Source organism: Citrobacter sp. EC_71, from assembly GCF_019584005.1.
In the GTDB taxonomy this organism is placed as follows: domain Bacteria; phylum Pseudomonadota; class Gammaproteobacteria; order Enterobacterales; family Enterobacteriaceae; genus Citrobacter; species Citrobacter werkmanii.
Genome location: NZ_VDAY01000008.1, coordinates 103,851 through 123,167 on the forward strand (window position 1 = coordinate 103,851; position 19,317 = coordinate 123,167).

Here is a 19,317-nt window from a genome sequence, read left to right on the forward strand (position 1 = left end):
AAACTAAACGGGGCATAAATAGATAAAAATAAGTGGTCGGATGAGTAGTAAAATTACACACAAGGCGGTATTATTTTCATCAGTTAACCAACTTTATTTTTCCGGTGCGATTCACCGAACAGTTATATGGGAGAGGATTATGGACTTTTATAAAGAATATCCAGCACACATTGTTTTCTTACGCCGTACCTTTGCCGTGGTGGCGGGCGTACTGGCTCTGCCGGTCATGCTGTTCTGGAAAGACCGCGCCCGTTTTTACAGCTATCTGCATCGCGTCTGGTCTAAAACCAGTGATAAGCCGGTGTGGATGGAGCAGGCGGAAAAAGCCACCTGCGATTTCTACTGATAGCTAATAAATCCCCAAAAGCCGCTGATATCAGCGGCTTTTTTGCTCATGATAGCTACACTTATTTCAGGAATGAAAAAGGAGCGATCATGAGCGAGAAAATCCCTGTTGGTATCAGTGCCTGTCTGTTGGGGGAGGCGGTTCGCTATGATGGTGGGCATAAGCGGCTGGCCTTTGCTGTAGAAGAACTGTCGCCGTGGGTCGCGTTCGAACCTGTTTGCCCTGAAATGGGGATCGGGTTACCCGTCCCGCGACCTGCGTTGCATCTGGTCAAAGAGGGCGAGGCTGTTTCCCTGCGTTTTAGTGATAAGCGCGAGGGTGATTTGACAGACGCCATGACGGCTTTTAGTCAGCGACAAAGCGATCGTCTGGCGCATTTGTGCGGCTATATTGTCTGTGCGAAATCACCCAGTTGCGGTATGGAACGGGTGCGAGTCTACGACGCGGAAGGCAAAAACAACCGTAAAGCAGGACGAGGGATCTTTACGTCTGTGCTGATGTCGACGTTACCCTGGCTTCCCGTGGAAGAGGACGGGCGTTTACACGACCCGCAGATTCGGGAAAATTTTGTGGAGCGCATTTATGCTTTGCACGAGCTCAATACTATCCGACAGCAAGGGTTAACGCGCGGCGCATTAATCGATTATCATAGTCGTTACAAGCTATTACTGTTGGCCCATTCCCAGCCGGACTATCGCGACCTCGGGCGTTTTGTCGCGGCGATTGGCGAATGGCAAGATCTGCAGGCTTATTTTGTCGAGTATCGCTTAAGGCTGATGAGTTTGCTGGCTCATCTTCCCTCCCGGCGCAACCATACCAACGTGCTGATGCATGTCCAGGGCTATTTCCGTACGCAATTAAATTCTCGTCAGCGGCAGGAGCTGGCCTCTCTCATTGACGGTTATCGACGTGCGACTCAACCGCTGCTTGCGCCAATAACATTACTCAAACACTATATGGCGGAATACCCGGATGCTTATCTCTCCGGGCAGCGCTATTTCAATCCCTGGCCAGAGGCTCTGCGTTTGCGCTACGGGCGTTAAGTTTTTTCTTCAGGAGTGTTATGACCACCCATTTGGTCTGGTTTCGGCGTGATTTACGCTTGCACGACAACCTCGCACTGGCGGCGGCTTGTCGGGATCGTTCCGCGCAGGTACTGGCGTTATATATCGCTACCCCCGAGCAGTGGAAGGCCCACGATATGGCCCCGCGCCAGGCGGCATTTACCTGCGCACAGTTGAATGCGTTACAAACGGCGCTGGCAGAAAAAGGTATTCCTCTACTGTTTCACGAAGTGGCTGATTTTGCGGCCAGCGTGGACATCGTCAAAAGTGTTTGTCTGCAGCATGACGTCAGTCGATTATTTTATAACTATCAATATGAAATAAACGAACGGCAGCGTGATGCAAACGTAGAAAAATCATTACCCCAGGTGGTGTGCGAAGGGTTTGATGACAGCGTGATCCTGCCTCCGGGGGCGGTGATGACCGGCAATCATGAGATGTATAAAGTGTTCACGCCGTTTAAAAATGCCTGGCTGAAGCGGATTAAAGACGGTATTCCAGAATGTGTGAGCGCGCCGAAAGTGAGAGAAAGTGGCGCTCTTGACGCACCGTTAACACCAATTACGCTGAGCTATCCACAGCAAGATTTTGATGCGCAGAGGTTTGTGGCAGATGAAAAATTGGCCATCGCGCAATTACGCCAGTTTTGCCAGCAGGCTGCGGGAGAATACGAACAGCAGCGTGATTTTCCAGCGATTGACGGGACCAGTCGATTATCCGCAAGTCTGGCGACAGGCGGGTTATCGCCGCGCCAATGCCTGAATCGACTGCTCGCGGAGCAGCCGCAGGCGCTTGAGGGCGGGTCAGGTAGCGTCTGGCTGAACGAGCTTATCTGGCGTGAGTTTTATCGCCACCTGATGACGTATCATCCGGCGCTGTGTCGGTATCAACCCTTTATCCGCTGGACCGATCGCGTGCAATGGCAGAATGACCCGGCGCATTTGCAGGCCTGGCAAATGGGGCAAACGGGTTACCCGATTGTAGACGCGGCGATGCGTCAGCTCAACGCCACGGGCTGGATGCATAATCGTTTACGCATGATTACGGCCAGTTTTTTAGTGAAAGACCTGCTGATCGACTGGCGCAAAGGCGAGCAGTATTTCATGTCGCAACTGATCGATGGCGACCTGGCGGCCAATAACGGCGGCTGGCAGTGGGCCGCGTCTACCGGGACCGATGCCGCACCGTATTTCCGCATATTTAACCCCACGACGCAGGGCGAAAAATTTGACCGTGACGGTGAGTTTATCCGCCAGTGGCTGCCGGAACTGCGCGATGTGCCGGGTAAAACCATTCATGACCCGTGGTCGTGGGCGGAAAAAGCGCAGGTGACGCTCAACTATCCTCGCCCGATTGTCGATCATAAGCAGGCAAGACTGGCGACGCTGGCGGCATATGAGGCGGCGCGTAAAGAGTAAAGGCATGGTGGATTTTGCGTAATGCCTTCCAGCAGAATGAAAGTGTTGCGGTCTGGGGCTTTTAGCGCTGAAGCGTGCGCGCAAGGTTGTTAATGCCCTGATGCAGATGCTTTTATCTGGCAGTAAAGTTCCGTCATCTTCATTCAGGTGATGGAACTTGATGACAATGCCAACAACCTCCACACCGCACGATGCGGTGTTTAAAACGTTTTTACATCATCCCGAAACCGCGCGGGATTTTCTCGACATTCACCTGCCAGCTGAACTGCGGACGCTTTGCGATTTGAATTCGCTGAAGCTGGAGTCAGAAAGCTTTATTGAAGCGGATTTACGTTCGCGCTACTCCGACGTGCTCTGGTCTTTGCACACACGCAACGGTGACGGTTATGTCTATGTGGTGATAGAGCATCAAAGTTCAGCCGAGCCGCATATGGCTTTTCGTCTGTTGCGTTATGCGATGGCGGCGATGCAGCGCCATCTGGACGCAGGGCATAAGGAACTGCCACTAGTGATACCGATGCTCTTTTATCATGGCTGCCGAAGCCCCTATCCGTACTCATTGTGCTGGCTGGATGCCTTTGCCGACCCCGTGGCGGCAAGACAGCTTTATTCCAGCGCATTTCCGTTGGTAGACATAACGGTGGTACCCGATGATGAGATCATGGCTCACAGACGAATGGCGCTGCTGGAATTAATGCAAAAACATATCCGTCAGCGGGATTTGCTGGGGCTGGTAGAGCAACTGGCCACGCTGCTACTTACTGGATGTGCTAATGACACGCAATTACAGGCGATGTTTAATTACATCCTACAATCTGGCGACGAATCTCGTTTTAATGAATTTATGCAGGAGATAGCGCAACGGATCCCCCAACATAAGGAGAGGCTGATGACTATTGCAGAGCGGTTACGGTTAGATGGATTACAGGAAGGGTTACAGCAGGGTAAACAAGAAGCCGCATTACGTATAGCGCAAACCATGCTGGAACAAGGTATAGATCGCACAATGGTGCTACTGGTTACAGGTCTTACTGAAGAGGAACTCGCAACAATTCATGCATAATTACCTGAAAAAACAGGCCCGAATCTTATCACATCATCGGGCCTGTACACTCAGGACTCTACCGCTAACGCACGGTTTCTGAATTTCAGCGACTGGTACAGCCAAATCAGCAGCACCAGTACCACACAGGCCAGTGCGCCCCAGGTAATTTCGCTAAAGACGTCGATGTAGGCATTGATGGAATAGTTGATGGCTCCGGCAGCGTCAAACGACCCTTGCGACGTCTGGTCGGCGATCACCCCAGCCAGGTAGTTGGCGATTGCGCCGGAAAGCAGCATATAAATGCCGGTTAATACACCGGTTACACCGGGGATCTCGATGCGCGTAATTTGTGACATTGCCACCGGGTCGATAAACAGTTCGGCAAAACCCATGACCGCCAGCCCCAATACCATCAGCGGCATGGAAGAGTGGCCGTAAGCGGCGGACCAGCGGGCGCTTAAGGTCAGAATACAAAAACCGGCGCTCATTAAACCGAGACCAAGGGCGAATTTACCCCAGATGCGTACGGTGCGATTACCGCTTACGCTCTCTTTGACCACCCAGGCCAGCACGATACCGCACAGCATAACCGCAAAGGCGTTAACCGACTGGAACATCGCGGTGGGTACGGAATACCCCAGAATGTCGCGATTAACAAAGCGGTCGATATACAGGCTGATTGAGCTGCCGCCCTGTTGAGCAAAGGCCCAGAACAGCATGCTAAAGAAGGTCAGCGTGACGATGAGCCCCAGTTCTTTGCGCTGTTTCTGCGTTTGCGCCTGGCGATAAATCTTCGCCAGAACCGCCAGACCAATGACAGTGGCAACGATCAGGGCGTACACGGACCACTCTTTCCAGAACAAGACAGTAATCAGCAGTGGGGCGGCAACCAGCAGGACTAACAGCCAGGCCCAGTTTGGCAGCATATATTTTTTCGCACACAGGACGGCCTTGTTGACGCCGGTGGTATGGGCGAAATGGCGATTGCCACATAAGAAAATCACCAGCCCCGCCAGCATGCCGATAGCGGCCAGCGCAAAGCCCATCGCCCAGCTGTACTCTTCTTGCACGTAGCCGCAGGCTATCGGGGCAATGATTGAACCAATATTTCCGGCAGCGTAGAGCAGAGAGAACCCACCGTCGCGACGCGGATCTTCAGGCTGGTACAGCTCACCCAGCAGACAACTGACGTTGGATTTAAACAGACCGTAGCCACAGACGATAATCGCCAGCGATAAATAAAGGAATGCGGGGGCCATTTCGCTGGCGCCCAACACCAGATGCCCCACCGCCATCAAAAATGCGCCGATCATCACCGCCATCCGGTTACCGAGCACTTTATCCGCCAGATACCCACCGAGAATGGGGGTGACATAGACCAGCGAGCAGTAGGCGCTGAACAGTTCATAGGCGTGATTATCGTCGTACTTAAGCTGGTTAGTGAGATACAGAATCAGCAGCGCACGCATACCGTAAAAACTGAAATATTCCCAAATTTGTAGCGCGACAACGTAATAAATCGCCCGCGGTTGAGATGCTTGTTTATTCATTGTTTTCTCGAAGTAAATGTCTCACAACAGGCTGGATGTGCTGTGCGAGCGTGTTTCCTTAAAGTTGTAACTTTGATACAGATCTGATTATTTTTGCAATATGCTGTCTGATTGCATAAATATACATGAATTAGATCGCGTGGTGGTATGCAAATTGCGTTATACAGCGGTGTGATTGTTTCTTAATATGTCAGTGAAATGACTATCGACGAACGCAGGCGAGGACGCTATTTTAACCTAAGCTGTGTTGCTGATTGGGCAGGCAGAATTTATGACAACGAGGACGATGATGAAAAACACCGAACTGGAACAACTGATCAATGACAAACTGAACAGCGCCGCCATTAGCGACTATGCGCCGAACGGTTTGCAGGTTGAGGGCAAAGAGACGGTGCATAAAATCGTGACAGGCGTGACCGCAAGCCAGGCGCTGCTGGACGAGGCGGTGCGCCTGCAGGCGGATGCGGTCATCGTTCATCACGGTTATTTCTGGAAAGGCGAATCTCCGGTGATTCGCGGCATGAAGCGCCATCGTCTGAAAACGCTGTTGGAAAATGATATCAACCTGTATGGCTGGCATCTGCCGCTGGATGCCCACCCGGAACTAGGTAATAACGCGCAGCTTGCCGCGCTGCTGGGTATTACCGTGAAGGGGGAAATTGAGCCGCTGGTGCCGTGGGGTGAACTCTCTATGCCGGTTCCGGGGCTGGAGCTGGCGTCGTGGATTGAGGCGCGTCTGGGCCGTAAACCGTTATGGTGCGGTGATACCGGGCCGGAAAAGGTGCAACGTGTCGCGTGGTGTACGGGGGGCGGTCAAAGCTTCATTGATAGCGCAGCCCGGTTTGGCGTCGATGCCTTTATTACCGGGGAAGTCTCAGAGCAAACCATTCACTCAGCCCGCGAACAGGGGCTGCATTTTTATGCTGCCGGTCACCATGCAACCGAACGCGGCGGGATTCGCGCATTAAGTGAATGGCTGAATGAAAACACCGATCTGGATGTCACGTTTATCGATATTCCTAACCCAGCGTAATTAATAAAGAGGGACGAAAGTGCAGCGAGCGCGTTGTTATCTGTTAGGTGAGACTGCGGTAGTGCTTGAACTGGAGCCGCCCATTACGCTGGCGTCTCAGAAACGTATCTGGCGTCTGGCCCAGCGTCTGGCTGATGCCCCGAATGTGCGTGAAGCTATTCCGGGAATGAACAATATCACGGTGACCTTGCGCGACCCGCAAACGTTGGCGCTGGATGCGATTGAACGCCTGCAGCGCTGGTGGGAAGAGAGCGAAGCGCTGGAACCGGATTCGCGTTTTATTGAAATCCCCGTGACTTATGGCGGTGAGTTTGGCCCGGATCTGGCAGCGGTCGCCCGGCACAGTGGATTAAGCGACAAGCAGGTCGTCGAACTTCATGCGTCAGTCGACTATGTGGTGTGGTTTATTGGTTTTCAGCCAGGGTTCCCTTATCTCGGGAGCTTACCTGAACTACTGCATACCCCAAGACGGGCAGAGCCGCGTCTGCTTGTTCCGGCAGGTTCTGTAGGTATTGGTGGATCGCAAACGGGGGTCTATCCGCTTGCCACGCCCGGCGGATGGCAATTGATTGGGCGTACCTCTGTGTCGCTATTTGATCCAAAACGAGAAGAGCCGATCCTGTTACGCGCTGGGGATACCGTGCGTTTTGTTCCGCAGAAGGAGGGGGTATGTTAAACATCATTCGCGCGGGCATGTACACCTCGGTCCAGGACGGCGGACGCCACAATTTTCGTCAATCCGGCATCAGCCACTGCGGTGCGCTGGATAAACCAGCGCTGAACGTTGCTAACCTGCTGGTGGGAAATGATGCGAATGCCGCTGCGCTGGAAATCACGCTGGGGCAACTGGTCGTGGAATTTGAAGCCGATGGTTGGTTTGCGCTGACCGGCGCTGGATGCGAAGCGCATCTGGATCGTGCTCCTGTATGGAGCGGGTGGCGGCTGCCGGTGAAAGCGGGACAGCGCTTGACGCTAAAACGTCCACATCATGGTATGCGTAGTTATCTGGCTGTAGCGGGCGGATTTGATGTACCTGAAGTGATGGGGTCGCGTAGCACCGATCTTAAAGTTGGCATTGGCGGGCTGGAAGGGCGTCTGCTGCGCGATGGCGATCGGCTGGCGATTGGAGCATCTACCCGGCAATTTAGTGGGCCGCAGGGGGTAAAACAGCTGATGTGGGGAAACCACATTCGTGCGCTGCCCGGGCCTGAATACCAGGAATTTGACGAGGTCTCGCAGGCGTCTTTCTGGCGTTCGCCGTGGCAACTTAGTCCGCAAAGTAACCGGATGGGGTATCGCCTGCAGGGGCAGCCGTTGACGCGTATGACCGATCGCGAGTTGCTGTCGCATGGCTTACTCCCCGGCGTGGTGCAGGTTCCGCATAATGGTCAACCGATCGTGCTGATGAATGATGCCCAGACGACGGGCGGCTATCCGCGCATCGCCTGCATCATCGAGGCGGATATGTATCATCTGGCGCAGATCCCGCTCGGTCAGCCGATTCATTTTGTGCAGTGTTCGCTGGAGGAAGCGCTTAAGGCGCGCCACGATCAGCAGCGTTATCTGCAACAGTTAACATGGCGACTTAACAATGAAAATTGATCTCAACGCAGACCTCGGCGAGGGCTGTGCTAACGATGCAGCGCTGCTGCAACTGGTTTCGTCAGCGAATATCGCCTGTGGGTTTCATGCTGGTGATGCGCAAACCATGCTTTCAAGCGTGCGTGAAGCGCTAAAAAATGGTGTGGCGGTAGGTGCACATCCGAGCTTTCCGGATCGGGAGAATTTTGGCCGTAGCGCCATGACTCTGCCAGTGGAAACGGTGTATGCGCAAACGCTGTATCAAATTGGCGCGCTGGCAGCCATTACGCATGCGCAGGGTGGCGTGATGCGCCATGTGAAACCCCACGGCATGCTTTATAACCAGGCGGCAAAAGATCCACAGTTGGCGGATGCGATTGCGAAAGCGGTGCATGCCTGCGATCCCTCGCTGGTTCTGGTGGGGCTGGCGGGAAGCGAACTGATTCGCGCCGGGGAACATTATGGCCTGGTGACGCGTCAGGAGGTTTTTGCCGATCGGGGTTATCAGGCTGACGGCAGTCTGGTTCCGCGTAGCCAGCCTGGCGCATTGATAGAGGATGAAGAGCAGGCGCTGGCGCAAACGCTAGAAATGGTGCAATCCGGTAGAGTAAAAAGTCAGAGCGGAACATGGGCGAACGTGACGGCCCAGACGGTATGCATTCATGGGGATGGCGAGCACGCACTCGCTTTTGCCCGTCGCTTGCGCAGCGCATTCGATGCATGCAATATTCAAATTAGCGCATAAATTTTTTCATACAAAACAATAATATATCACACAACAACATAAGGGACTGAATTATGGGAGAGGCTGTTTCTCTCTGGCCATTGACGGGGATCGCCGTCATTGTGGTCGGATTTCTTTTACGTTTTAACCCGGTATTGGTGGTCATTATTGCCGGGATCGTCACCGGACTGGCGGCGCATATGCCAATCGCTACCATTCTGGAAAAGCTGGGTGAGGGATTTCTCAACACCCGCAACCTGCCGTTTATCCTGCTGATCCCACTGGCGGTTATTGGCCTGCTGGAGCGTCACGGACTCAAAGAGCGCGCTCAGGCGTGGATTGCCAAAATCCGCAGTGCCACCAGCGGCCGTCTGCTTATTGTCTATCTGTTTATTCGTGAGGCTACCGCGGCCTTAGGGCTGACCAGCCTGGGGGGACATCCGCAGATGGTGCGTCCGCTGCTGGCGCCAATGGCAGAAGGGGCCGCCGAGAAAAACCACGGTGAGATACCGGGGGCGGTTCGTTATCGTCTGCGCGCCATGTCTGCCGCGACCGATAACGTTGGGCTGTTTTTCGGTGAAGATATCTTTGTTGCCTTCGGTGCGATCATATTCATGCACAACTTTATGCTGGAGTCTGGCGGGATCCAGACCGAACCGCTGCATATCGCCCTGTGGGGGATCCCGACGGCAATATGCGCCTTCCTGATCCACGGCACGCGTCTGTGGCGGCTGGACAGCTATTTGCAGCGTGAAGTGGCGAAAGCGAATGCCGCAGCACAGGGGGAAGCAAAATGAATTTTCAGCAAAGCTATCTCTACTGGCTGGCAGGTGCAGTTTTACTGATTGTGGCGCTGATGTCCTGGCGGGATAAAGCTAACCCGCGTCGCTTAACCACCGGTCTGTTTTGGGGCCTGTACGGCGTTCTCTTTCTGCTTGGCGACTGGACATACTCGCTGTTTGGCGATAAACGCGCGGTGCATATTGCCGTCGGCGTCGCGGTGGTCATATTGGCCCTGATCGCCGGTTTCGGCGGCGTAAAGCTGGGAAGCTACCATCAACGAACGCCGCAACAGCGTGAAGAAAGCGCCAGTAGGTTGGGTAACCGCTTGTTTTTCCCGGCGCTGGCGATCCCGGTGGTGACAGTTATCGGTGTTCTCATGTTCAACCATATTCCGGGCTTACAGGATGCGCTGTTTGGACCGGGTAATCACGCCACATTGGTGACGCTTTTCTCTATGACCGCAGGCTCGTTGATTGGTCTGGCGATGGCGATAAAAATGACCCATGAGCGGGTGCATCAGCCGATTCAGGAAGCACGCCGACTGCTGGACTCCATCGGGTGGGCATTTATCCTGCCGCAGATTCTGGCTACTCTTGGACTGTTGTTCACTGCGGCGGGTGTCGGCAGCGGTATATCCTGGCTGACGCAAGAATACCTGGCGGTGGATAGCCGCTTTATCGCGGTGGCGGTGTACACCATTGGTATGGCCTTGTTGACGATGGTGATGGGCAATGCGTTTGCCGCTTTCCCGATTGTGACCGCTGGGATTGGTATTCCGATCCTCGTATTGCAACACGGTGGTAACCCAGCGGTGATGGCGGCGATTGGTATGTTCTCGGGGTATTGCGGAACGTTGATGACGCCAATGGCGGCGAACTTCAATATTGTGCCTGCGGCGCTGCTGGAGCTACCAGACAAAAACGCGGTGATTAAAGCACAGGTGCCAACCGGCATACTGCTGCTGTTGGTTAACGTTTTTCTGATGTATTTCCTGATGTTCCTGTAAGGAGGAAGGATGAAAACAGTACTCATCACGGGATTTGAACCCTTTGGCGGCGAGTCAGTTAACCCTTCCTGGGAAGTGGTCTCGGGTCTCGATAATGCTATCATCGGCGGATGCCGCGTCGTTGCCCGCCAGTTGCCGTGCGTCTTTGGCGAGTCTCTCGCCGTACTCAATGCCGCGATTGACGCATTGTCGCCATCGCTGGTGCTGTCAGTAGGACAAGCGGGTGGTCGATCGGATATCACCGTGGAACGCGTGGCGATCAACGTAGACGATGCGCGTATTGCGGATAATCAGGGGCAACAACCGATTGATGTACCGATTGTGGCCGATGGCCCTGCGGCGTGGTTTAGCACATTGCCGATCAAGGCGATGGTTGTCTCCATGCGCAACGCGGGAATTCCGGCCTCGGTTTCTCAGACGGCGGGCACCTTCGTGTGTAACCACGTGATGTATGGCCTGCTGCATAAATTACGCGACGTGCCGGCAGTGAAGGGCGGTTTTATTCATATTCCTTATCTGCCACAACAGGCCGCACAGCACCCCGGAGCGCCAAGTATGGCGGCGGAAACAGTACGTCGGGCGCTGGAGGTCGCGATTGCCACCGCATTGCAGGTGGATAGCGATATCGCCATGACGGGCGGTGCAACACATTAACAAAGGACAGTATTATGCCTGAAGACCCGGAGATCCGCCGTGCGGCGGATACCCTGGAGACGGCAGTCAAAGGCAAACCTCTGACGGATGTCTGGTTTGCCTTTGAGCAGTTAAAACCGTATCAATCCCAACTCATCGGGCAGAGTGTTACCCAGCTTGAAACGCGGGGTAAAGCCTTGCTGACCCATTTTACCAATGGCCTGACGCTGTATAGCCACAATCAGCTTTACGGCGTATGGCGAGTGGTCGATACCGGCAACATGCCGCAAACCACGCGGGTGCTGCGCGTCAGGCTGCAAACCGAGGATAAAACTATCCTGCTGTATAGCGCGTCTGACATCGAAATGCTTACACCAGAGCAGCTCACCACCCATCCATTTCTGCAACGGGTTGGACCGGACGTGCTGGATTTGCGTTTAACGCCCGCAGAGGTAAAAACGCGTCTGCTGTCATCCCGTTTTCGCAATCGCCAGTTTTCCGGTCTGCTGTTGGATCAGGCATTTCTGGCGGGATTGGGTAACTATCTGCGGGTAGAAATTCTCTGGCAGGTGGGGTTGACCGGGCAGCATAAAGCGTCACAGCTTAGCGATGAGCAGTTGGATGCGCTGGCGCAGGCGCTGCTTGATATTCCACGTCTGTCGTATAACACTCGCGGCCAGGTCGATGACAATAAGCACCACGGCGCGCTGTTTCGCTTTAAGGTCTTTCACCGGGACGGCGAAGCCTGTGAGCGCTGTGGCGGCATCATCGAGAAAACGACACTTTCCTCGAGACCCTTTTACTGGTGTCCCGGATGTCAGACGTAGATCTATACCGAAGCATATGTTTTACGATATTGCAGCGGCGTTTTGCCCATGTTTTTGCGAAAGCAGGTAATAAACCAGGCATATTCGGAGAAACCAACCTGTGCGGCAATATCGCGTACCGAGCCGTTGGTATGTAACAGCAGTTCGCAGGCCTGACGGATACGGCGCATCATCAGGTATTCCTGAATGGTACCGCCGGTCTCTTCGTGAAAACGGCGGGAGGCGTGACCCCGCGAGCAACCCATCTCGCTGGCGATATCTTCCAGCGAGCAGCGCTGGTGAAAGTGAGTTTCAATCCAGCGGATAATGCTGACCGAAAATGTATTTTGCCCCGTGGCCTGCGCCTGATGTGGCAGCAGGCTAATGAGCTGCATCACCAGAAATGCGCTGTCACTGATGCTAAAAGTCTGGTCTTTGATTTGCTCTTCAAAACGGCTCAGCAAGGTTTCAATGACTGGCTGAACATCGCCTACGTCAAATACTCGCGCTTTCTCTCCCCTGCCGCACAGTTGGCGCAGCAGCATCTGCTGGCGAGGAAAATCCCGCAGGTACTGCTCAATCTGTGGGCCGTTAAAGTGCAGCGTAGTACGATGATAAATATTACGATCATCCTGTTCGACAAACACTTTATGCAGCTTACCCGGCGGGAAAATAAAAATACGCCCGGGTTTGACGGTGTATTGTTGGTGCTCCATAAGCGCGATGCCTACTCCCTGAGAAACCGATAATATCTCCACGCACTGGTGCCAGTGATAGTAGTTGGCTGGCATATCCTTCATCCGATTAAAGTAAATCGACTTGTCGTTGAGGCTTATGTGCTCAAGATAGCTACTGTCTTCAGTCCGCTGCATTTATGTCTCGCCTGGTAATGTGAATAAACTTAAGTTTTTATCACTGTAATCGAATTTTCTCCGCAAAATGCAGGTGAATGTTGTTCTTCATCACTAGCGTTGTGTGGAAATACGACAATTATCACATTTGTATGTCAGCCCAAATCCTTATTATGCGCCCAATACTTCATCAAATGAAACGAGGTTTCATTATGCGAGCAAGGCAAGAGTATGCAGAAAAGGCGCGGCAATGGTTGGCATCAGCCATTCCTCATCTCTACCGTGATAACACGCGTTTGGACGTGGGCGAAACGTCTGCACAATATCCAATGGATATTGCCGGCATGGAGGGGTTTGCGCGTCTATTGTGGATCCTTTCACCGTTGTTAAGTGGGGGAGATGCGAGTGAGTATCATGAGGCTTTTATTTGCGGTATTCGTCATGGCTGTGACCCCGAACATCCAAATTATTGGGGCAATCTGGTTGATAACGATCAGCGCTGCGTGGAAATGGCCGCCTTCGGCGTTGCATTGGCTCTGCCGAATACCGGGTTATGGGACGCCTTAACAACCGATGAGCAGGACAATCTGGAGCGCTGGTTACGGCAAAGTGCTGATATCCAAATCCCGGATAATAACTGGCACTTCTTCCCGGTATTGGTGCAGGTCGGTCTTAAATGTGTCGGACGCCACTACGACATGATGGTTATTGATAAGCATCTGAATGCGATTGAACCTTTCTGGTTGGGTAATGGCTGGTACTCAGATGGTGCAGGCAAACCGCGCGATTACTATATCTCCAGCGGGTTTCATTTTTATAGTTTGCTGTATAGCCATCTTATGCAGGACGCCGACCCTGAACGGTGCCTGCGCTACCGTCAGCGGGCGCGTCAGTTTGCCAAAGATTACATCTACTACTTTACCTGTGAGGGCGATGCGATTCCGTTTGGCCGCAGTCTGACCTATCGCTTTGTTCAGGTTGCGTTCTGGAGCGCCGTCGTCTGGACGGAACTGGATGTTTTTACGATCCCTATCGTCAAAGGCGTGATTTTGCGCCACCTCGACTGGTGGTTCGCGCAGCCTTTCATTGGCCCGGATGGTTTATTTACGCTGGGATATACCTACCCGAACCTGGTGATGACCGAAGATTACAACAGTCCATGTTCGCCCTGGTGGGCATGTAAGGCGTTGCTGATTTTAGCACTGCCGGAACAGAGCGCGTTCTGGCAGGCCGAGTCGGCCCCGTTGCCTGAACTTGAGCCGATTCATCCGATAAAGGAAGCGGGACAATTTATCGTTCATGATGATGAAAACCGACACGCCTGGATGCTGATGTCGGGCCATTATGACCGCAATAACTTTGTCAATTTCGATGCCAAATACGGCAAATTTGCTTACTCCAGCCACTTTGGTTTTACCCTGGAGCGCGGTCATTATGGTCTGAACCATGCTGCCTGTGATTCGATGCTGATGTTCAGCGAACAGGATAACTACTGGCGTGGACGCCGTGAGTGCGATTCTGTTGAAATGACGGATGCGTTGATCCGAAGCCGATGGCTCCCGTGGTCAAACGTCGTCGTCACGACCTGGCTCGTCCCGTTTCAACAGGGACATATTCGCATCCATCGCGTTGAAACCACGCGCCTGCTTGACTGTGTCGAGGGGGGATTCGCGCTTAACCGCCATCAACTCATCGATACCCAAACTGCATCGCATGGGGTCACGCTTCGTGCCAGCTCCGGCATATGCCAGATAACCGATCTGTTGGCAGAGCGTCAACCGGAGGTCGTCACAACGCCACCCAACAGCAACATTCTGTATGCCTCACCGGGGGAGATCCCCTGTCTTCGTAGCACGCTTACGCCGGGTACACACTGGCTGGCCTGCGCTGTCAACGCCACATCGCTTTTATCGCTGCCGTTTGCGGCGGCAATGGCGTTCGACCGTGAAAATCAGGTGCTGACGCTGGGTGTGAAAACGCTGGAAATCATATAACTGATGCATGTGCGGAGAAAAATAATGACTAACCCTGTTCAGTCGACGCGCTCGGCTTACATCAAACTGAGCCTGTTCGTATTCCTGTTTACCTTTACCTGGGCGGCCAGTTTTGGCCTGTACGCTATCTGGCTGGGAGATAAAGCCGGGTTGGATGGTGTGGAGATCGGCACGGTGTTTGCCGTAAACGGTGTTTTTGCGGTAGTTATCAAACCTGTTTACGGTTACATCATGGATAAAATGGGCATGAAAAAACATCTGCTCTATTTTGTCTGTCTTGTTTCGGCCCTGATGGCGCCATTTTTTATCTGGTGCTATTTGCCGCTATTACAAACGCATTTTATCAGCGGGATGATCGTCGGTGCGCTATTTTTCAGCCTTGGCTGGTATGCGGGCGTGGCGGCGGAAGAGTCCTATGTTGACCGTTTCAGTCGTCTGTACGCGATGGAATTTGGCCGGATCCGCATGTGGGCGGCGCTGGGGTGGGCAACGGCGTCTTCATTCTCTGGGTATCTCTACAATATCTCGCCCAAAATCAACTTTGTTATCAGTAGCGTTTCCGCGCTGTGCATGTTTGCGGTTCTGCTGACGCTGAAAGTTGATCACTTTGGCCAGGAAGAGAATGACGTCCTGTCGAAAGAGAAGATTGTCATTGGCGATGTTTTCGAGCTGCTGCGCAATAAAAAATTCTGGACCTTTGCGCTGTATATCGCCGGAGTGGCATGGATGATGTTTATTGCCGAACAGCAGTTCTCTCGCTATTTCGTCACCTTCTTTAGCACGAAAGAAGAAGGCAACGCCATGTTTGGCTACATGAGTACCGCGCAGTCAGCCGCAGAGTTTTTCGGCATGATGCTGGTACCCACCATTATTAACCGCATTGGCGCTAAGCAGGGGATGATCCTGACCGGTCTTGTGATTAGCCTGCGTTTGATTATCTCCGGATTAACTACCGATCCGTTGATTATCTGTCTGGTGAAGCCGTTGTATGGGATTGAAATCGCCCTGATTCTGGTGTCGGTCTTCAAATACATTGCCGAGCATTTCGACAAACGCGTTAACGCCACGATGTACCTACTGGGCTATCAGGCCATGATTTATGTCGGTTCTATTGTCGTGGCACCACCTGCCGGCTACGCCTACCAAAAAATTGGTTTTGAGCATACCTATCTGATTATGGGCGTGATAGCTCTGGTATTTACCGGGATCTCCGCCATCACGCTTTCTACTTGCTATCAACACAAAAAAACCATTACAGCCCCTGTCCATGGGCAAGAAGCCACCCATTAAAATGAAGAAAACGAGAGAATTATGTCTGTAACTATCCGTAAAGAACCGATCGTTCCTGTTGTACTGCGAAGCGGCGAACGCGCTGCTATTGCGCAGAAGATTCGCCGCGCTTTACCGGTAATTTTATCTGCTGTCGATCGTAACCGTGATTATTTTGGCCTGCGTTATCCCGATGCGGCATGTGAAAACGGTCGCTACCCAATTATTGATAATCAGGAATGGACTACCAGTTTCTGGACTGGTCAGCTGTGGCTGGCATGGGAATGGACGCGTAATGACGCGTATCGCACGTTGGCCGAACAACATGTCCGTTCTTTTGGTGAACGTATTGCCCGACGGGACCATACCAATCACCACGATCTGGGTTTTCTGTACAGCCTATCCTGTATAGCGGCTAATAAACTGACCGGCAATCGCGAGGCGATTTATATCGCGCAGCAGGCGGCAGAAGTGCTGATGGAACGCTATCACGAGAAATGCGGCATTATTCAGGCGTGGGGCGAACTGGATAATCCGGAGCAGCAGGGCAGGATGATTATAGACTGCAATATGAATCTGCCATTGTTGTATCAGGCAAGCGCCGGCACTGGCGATCCTCGTTATGCAGAGGCGGCGAAAAATCATATTGAGCAGGCGCGACGTTATATTGTGCGCGAGGACGGTTCGACGTTCCATACATATTATATGGATGTTAACACCGGTGAACCGAGGTTTGGCAATACGCATCAGGGTTTTTCCGATGACTCCTGCTGGTCGCGCGGGCAGGCATGGGGTGTTTATGGCTTTCTGCTGAATTATCTCTATACCGGAGATGAGCGGCTTCTGGAACTGAGCCAGACGCTGGCAAATTACTTTATTAATCGTCTGCCAGAAGATCTTGTCTGCTATTGGGATCTTGCGCTTACCGATCCGAATAGTAAAAGGGATAGTTCCGCTAGCGCGATTCTCGCCTGCGCGTTGCTGGAGCTGGTAAAACAGTTACCGGCAACCCACCCGGATCGTGAAAGCTATGAAGCGCTGGCATTACGGATGATTGCGCGAATGCTTGATGATTATCTGAATACGTCGCATAAAGCCGGCGAAGGATTATTAAAACACTCTGTTTATTATTTTAAAGGTAACGTCGGTGTGGATGAGTGCTGCACGTGGGGGGATTATTTCCTGATGGAAGCGATGACCCGTGCAATATCCTGCTGGAATAGTTACTGGTAATATTCTGCTCCCCCAGTTAAATAATCAGGCTATTGATTTAGCAGGGGGAGATTTTATCTCTGTACGGCGAGGAAAATATAATGAAAAGTAATAATATTAATACAGCCATATTAATGGCTACACTGGTCATGCCTGCAACTGGCGTTATGGCCGCGGAAAATAATGCAACTCCTGTCTCTCTGGTAAAATCAACGCCATTTACTACTGTATATTTTGCGCCACGTACGCAGTATCGAACTGCCAGCAAAGGCTTTTTACAGCGATTGATGTTAACCGGTGTAGTACAGGATTCAGACAGTATTTTTAAAAGTATGTACTGGAGTTTTGAAACTGATGCCGATCTTGGTAAAAATATGGATCAGTGGAAAAGTAGCTATCAGGAAGCTGAATTTAACAAGCCTTTTGTATTGGGTGATAGTGACTTCTGGCTTGAACCCGGCGTAGTCTTTCACTGGGAGTCCGCGGGCTCACGCGTCGATCCTTATATAGGCATTGGCTATCATTTTGACCCAACGCTGGGCGCCGTATTACGCTACCGTTATAACCATCAAAATCATGACAGCGAAACACTGCAAGGTGACTGGGATGACTCTTCAGAACACCGCGTCGATATTTATTTAACCAAGTATTTTACGCCAAACTTCTGGGTTCAATATAATCCAACGTATTATAGCAAAACGCATGGCGACAAGTTTGAATATGCCAATGGCAAGAATCATACCCTGCAGCATAACTTTGTCTTTAACTTTCATACTACGCCGCGGTTTTATCCATTTTTTGAATTAGGTTATCTTGATAAATATCAAGATGGTGATGATACAAAAAATGAATATCAAATAAGGGTAGGGTTTAAATATAATTTAAACTAATCCCGGCTTACGATGATGAGTTTTTTGGCGCATGCGCTGAAATAAAACGCGCCACCGCCGGACCGGTCAATAAAATACTGAACAGCCGCAGGGTTTGCATCGCCATGATCAGCGCCATATCGGCGTGGCTGCCTGCGGCAATTACCGCGACGGAATCCACTCCGCCAGGGCTGGTCGCCAGATAGGCGGTGAGAAAGTCGATTTGCATGTAATGCGCCAGACCCCAGGCCATAGCGGCACAAATCGCCATCAGTGAAAAAATGGACAACAATATTTGTGGCAGGGGTTGCAGCGCCATCAAAAAAATCTGCTTGTCAAAGCCGAGGCCGATTTGCCAGCCAATCGCCATATAGGCTATCGCCAGTAGCCATTCCGGCAGTTCAATGACCATCACACCGCCCGCGTTCAGCAATGCACCCGCCAGCATGGGCAGCAACATCACGCCAGAGGGGATACGCAGTAAGCGCCCGGCTGTACCGGCAACAGCGGCCAGCAGTATGGTGCTCAACAGATTAACACTCAGCGGCGGAAACCAGACGATTTGCTGATTGACCGTTTGCGCCTGATCGCCCATTACAAGTCGGGTCACTAACGCGGCAGCGCCAACTACCAGCAGTACGCGCAAATACTGCATAAACGCCACCAGGCGGATGTCAGCGCCATAATCCTGCGCCATCGCAACCATCGCGGCTGCCCCGCCAGGTGATGACCCCCACGCGCCGGTGTTCCCCGGTAGATTGCTGTAGCGAACCAGCAGCCAGCCGATTACCGCGCTGCTAATAAGTGTTGCCAGCAGGATGACAATCACCATCGGCCAGTGTGCCGCAAGTGTCGTTAAAATGGAACCGGTGAGGTTTTGCGCAATCATGCAGCCGAGAATGGCCTGAGCGGCAAGAAATGTGCAGCGGGGAGGGTGCAGGGAGATCCCGCGCATACTGAAAATGATACCGACGATCATCGAGCCGAGCAGCAATGCGCCTGGAAGATGTATCAACAGAAAGAACAGGGAAAGAAGGAGTGATAGCAGAAATAGCAGGCTCCACTGCAATACAGGCATCCCATGCTCCTGAGTGAAATGAGGAAGATCTCAGTAAATCATAGAGAAAACGTGA

General features: G+C 52.4%; 19 protein-coding genes. 16 read left to right on the forward strand and 3 right to left on the reverse strand.

Going from position 1 to position 19,317, the window contains the following annotated elements:
- Positions 1-139 precede the first annotated feature (139 nt).
- From FHD02_RS10880 to FHD02_RS10895, 4 genes are all read left to right on the forward strand, one after another.
- On the forward strand, positions 140-346 hold the full coding sequence (locus FHD02_RS10880) for a YbfA family protein (protein WP_003022870.1): 207 nt from the start codon (positions 140-142) through the stop codon (positions 344-346).
- An 89-nt stretch (positions 347-435) separates the two neighbouring features.
- On the forward strand, positions 436-1,389 hold the full coding sequence (locus tag FHD02_RS10885; RefSeq protein WP_061381671.1) for a DUF523 and DUF1722 domain-containing protein: 954 nt from the start codon (positions 436-438) through the stop codon (positions 1,387-1,389).
- 20 nt (positions 1,390-1,409) lie between these two features.
- On the forward strand, positions 1,410-2,828 hold the full coding sequence (gene phrB / locus FHD02_RS10890; protein ID WP_061381672.1) for a deoxyribodipyrimidine photo-lyase: 1,419 nt from the start codon (positions 1,410-1,412) through the stop codon (positions 2,826-2,828).
- A 160-nt stretch (positions 2,829-2,988) separates the two neighbouring features.
- A complete protein-coding gene (locus FHD02_RS10895; RefSeq protein ID WP_137349223.1) occupies positions 2,989-3,891 on the forward strand; it encodes an Rpn family recombination-promoting nuclease/putative transposase in 903 nt (300 codons plus the stop codon).
- Between the two features lie 50 nt (positions 3,892-3,941).
- On the opposite strand, the gene dtpD is transcribed toward FHD02_RS10895, so the two are convergent.
- Positions 3,942-5,423: a dipeptide permease DtpD gene (gene dtpD, locus FHD02_RS10900; protein ID WP_042309740.1), complete on the reverse strand. Its 1,482-nt coding sequence runs from the start codon at positions 5,421-5,423 to the stop codon at positions 3,942-3,944.
- Between the two features lie 289 nt (positions 5,424-5,712).
- Here dtpD and ybgI point away from each other — a divergent pair, with 289 nt between their 5' ends.
- From ybgI to nei, 8 genes are read left to right on the forward strand one after another with little or no spacing between them, the layout of a single operon-like run.
- Positions 5,713-6,456, forward strand: a complete 744-nt coding sequence (gene ybgI, locus FHD02_RS10905) for a radiation resistance protein YbgI (RefSeq protein WP_137360543.1) — start codon at positions 5,713-5,715, stop codon at positions 6,454-6,456.
- A gap of 19 nt (positions 6,457-6,475) precedes the next feature.
- The gene (gene pxpB / locus FHD02_RS10910) at positions 6,476-7,132 is read left to right on the forward strand and encodes a 5-oxoprolinase subunit PxpB (RefSeq protein WP_079224989.1); all 657 of its coding nucleotides are present in this window, start codon (positions 6,476-6,478) and stop codon (positions 7,130-7,132) included.
- A complete protein-coding gene (gene pxpC, locus FHD02_RS10915; protein ID WP_038638865.1) occupies positions 7,126-8,058 on the forward strand; it encodes a 5-oxoprolinase subunit PxpC in 933 nt (310 codons plus the stop codon). The genes pxpB and pxpC overlap by 7 nt, the downstream gene beginning before the upstream one ends.
- Positions 8,048-8,782, forward strand: a complete 735-nt coding sequence (pxpA, locus tag FHD02_RS10920) for a 5-oxoprolinase subunit PxpA (protein WP_079224988.1) — start codon at positions 8,048-8,050, stop codon at positions 8,780-8,782. Before pxpC ends, pxpA begins: the two co-directional genes overlap by 11 nt.
- A 53-nt stretch (positions 8,783-8,835) precedes the next feature.
- Positions 8,836-9,558: a DUF969 domain-containing protein gene (locus FHD02_RS10925; RefSeq protein WP_061381677.1), complete on the forward strand. Its 723-nt coding sequence runs from the start codon at positions 8,836-8,838 to the stop codon at positions 9,556-9,558.
- Complete coding sequence (locus FHD02_RS10930; protein ID WP_042309733.1) at positions 9,555-10,550, forward strand: DUF979 domain-containing protein; 996 nt, start codon at positions 9,555-9,557, stop codon at positions 10,548-10,550. The genes FHD02_RS10925 and FHD02_RS10930 overlap by 4 nt, the downstream gene beginning before the upstream one ends.
- A gap of 9 nt (positions 10,551-10,559) precedes the next feature.
- Complete coding sequence (gene pcp, locus FHD02_RS10935; protein WP_137360520.1) at positions 10,560-11,204, forward strand: pyroglutamyl-peptidase I; 645 nt, start codon at positions 10,560-10,562, stop codon at positions 11,202-11,204.
- 14 nt (positions 11,205-11,218) lie between these two features.
- On the forward strand, positions 11,219-12,010 hold the full coding sequence (gene nei / locus FHD02_RS10940) for an endonuclease VIII (RefSeq protein WP_220393872.1): 792 nt from the start codon (positions 11,219-11,221) through the stop codon (positions 12,008-12,010).
- 2 nt (positions 12,011-12,012) lie between these two features.
- Here the strand turns inward: nei and FHD02_RS10945 are convergent, their stop codons facing one another.
- Entirely contained in the window at positions 12,013-12,861 is an 849-nt protein-coding gene (locus FHD02_RS10945; protein ID WP_137360522.1) for an AraC family transcriptional regulator, read from the reverse strand.
- 191 nt (positions 12,862-13,052) lie between these two features.
- Here FHD02_RS10945 and FHD02_RS10950 point away from each other — a divergent pair, with 191 nt between their 5' ends.
- The 4 genes from FHD02_RS10950 (at position 13,053) to FHD02_RS10965 (ending at position 18,205) form a co-directional block, all read left to right on the forward strand.
- On the forward strand, positions 13,053-14,834 hold the full coding sequence (locus tag FHD02_RS10950; protein WP_170972913.1) for a DUF2264 domain-containing protein: 1,782 nt from the start codon (positions 13,053-13,055) through the stop codon (positions 14,832-14,834).
- Positions 14,835-14,858: 24 nt separating this feature from the next.
- Positions 14,859-16,124 carry an oligosaccharide MFS transporter gene (locus FHD02_RS10955; RefSeq protein WP_137360524.1) on the forward strand — a complete coding sequence of 422 codons (1,266 nt, stop codon included), beginning with the start codon at positions 14,859-14,861 and terminating at the stop codon, positions 16,122-16,124.
- A gap of 21 nt (positions 16,125-16,145) precedes the next feature.
- Complete coding sequence (locus FHD02_RS10960) at positions 16,146-17,336, forward strand: glycoside hydrolase family 88 protein (protein WP_137360525.1); 1,191 nt, start codon at positions 16,146-16,148, stop codon at positions 17,334-17,336.
- A gap of 80 nt (positions 17,337-17,416) precedes the next feature.
- Positions 17,417-18,205 carry an oligogalacturonate-specific porin KdgM family protein gene (locus FHD02_RS10965; protein WP_042309719.1) on the forward strand — a complete coding sequence of 263 codons (789 nt, stop codon included), beginning with the start codon at positions 17,417-17,419 and terminating at the stop codon, positions 18,203-18,205.
- 7 nt (positions 18,206-18,212) lie between these two features.
- Here FHD02_RS10965 and FHD02_RS10970 read toward each other — a convergent pair whose 3' ends face one another.
- Positions 18,213-19,262, reverse strand: coding sequence for an AbrB family transcriptional regulator (locus tag FHD02_RS10970; RefSeq protein ID WP_137360526.1), 1,050 nt, complete (start codon positions 19,260-19,262; stop codon positions 18,213-18,215).
- Positions 19,263-19,317: the final 55 nt, after the last annotated feature.